The 1356-nt window shown below is 67.8% G+C and carries 2 protein-coding genes and 2 tRNA genes; 1 reads left to right on the top strand and 3 read right to left on the bottom strand.

All coding sequences use genetic code 11. The features are described from left to right. Positions 1 to 64: 64 nt before the first annotated feature. Positions 65 to 499, top strand: a complete 435-nt coding sequence (locus tag AC1DQF_RS21610) for a hypothetical protein (protein WP_477527276.1) — start codon at positions 65 to 67, stop codon at positions 497 to 499. 73 nt (positions 500 to 572) lie between these two features. Here AC1DQF_RS21610 and AC1DQF_RS21605 read toward each other — a convergent pair. From AC1DQF_RS21605 to AC1DQF_RS21595, 3 genes are all read right to left on the bottom strand, one after another. Beyond that, positions 573 to 645, bottom strand: a tRNA-Glu gene (locus AC1DQF_RS21605). A 93-nt stretch (positions 646 to 738) separates the two neighbouring features. After that, positions 739 to 810 (bottom strand) — tRNA-Gln (locus AC1DQF_RS21600). 54 nt (positions 811 to 864) lie between these two features. After that, the coding region (locus AC1DQF_RS21595) for a lysostaphin resistance A-like protein (RefSeq protein WP_477527275.1) at positions 865 to 1356 on the bottom strand (492 nt) is incomplete at its 5' end.

Here is a 1356-nt window from a genome sequence, read left to right as displayed (position 1 = left end):
CCGCGGCGAGACATCACCCACGACGGGTGATGTCCGGCCGGTCGCCCCCGTGCACCCTCGGACCATGATCCGACACCGTAGTGCCCGCCGTCTCGCCGTCGCCTGCGTCGCCCTCGCCACGATGACCCTCGGCGCGTGCGGGGATGACGGGAACGCGGGCGAGAGCACGGACGCCGCGACCATCTGCGACGACGTGGACGCGATCCGCACCTCGGTCGCGGACATCACCGAGGTCACCATCGACGCGGACGCGCTCGCCCAGCTGCAGGACAACCTCGACCAGGTGCGGGACGACGTGAGCACGCTCATCGCCGACGCCCGCGACGAGTTCGCCGACGAGGTCGACGCCGTCGACCAGGCCGTGTCCGGAGTGACGACCACGCTGCGTACCGCCGTGAACGACCCCACGATCGACACGCTGTCGGCCCTCCGGACCCAGCGCAAGGTCCTGACGGACGCCGTCACCGACCTGGCCGACGCCGTTGCGAGCACCTGCTGAGCGGGAGGTCGAGCCCCACCGGCAACGACGAAGGGCCCTTCCGGCATCTCTGCTGGAAGGGCCCTTCGATCTGTACCCCCGACCGGATTCGAACCGGCGCTACCGCCGTGAGAGGGCGGCGTGCTAGGCCGCTACACAACGGGGGCAAGCACTGCACTGTGACGCATTTCTTGAAGCGATCGGAACTGTATCCGGAACTCCGGAGCGGCTCCAAATCCCTGCCTGACGGCCGGAACTCGCTGGGATACTAGGACTCGAACCTAGAATAACTGGACCAGAACCAGTCGTGTTGCCAATTACACCATATCCCACTGACTTACTACTTCCAGGCCCTTCCGACGTGCTGTCCGGACCGAGAAGAAACCTTACACGGATCGGTGCGGGGCCTCCAAAACGCCCCGCTCCACCGTGCTGGAGAGCCCCATCCGACGGGCCGTCCAGGTCGCCAGGACGAGGTAGACCAACGACTGGGTGAGCGTGCCCGGAAGGCTCCACCACGTGCCACCGGTGGGGTTGAGGGTGCTCGCCATGTCGGAGTAGGCCAGCGCCAGGCCGAAGGCCAGCCAGTTGTTGAGCACGTGCATGGCGATGCCGGCCTCGAGCCCGCCGGTGAGGATGACCAGGGCGCCGGCGACGAGGCCGAAGGCCAACCGGTCCACGAAGACCGGCCAGCTCTGGCCCAGGCCGTGCGCCAGCGCGAAGAGGAGGGACGAGATCCCCACCGCGAACACACGACTGCCGAACAGGCCGCCGAACGCCTGCTGGAGGTAGCCCCGGAAGGCGTACTCCTCCCCCGCCGCCTGGAGGGGCGTCAGCATCAGCACCACGAGCAGGAAGTCGCGGGTGGTGCTCGTGAA

Source organism: Nocardioides sp. P4_G4 (assembly GCF_056401085.1).
This window is presented reverse-complemented; position numbering and strand designations above follow the sequence as displayed.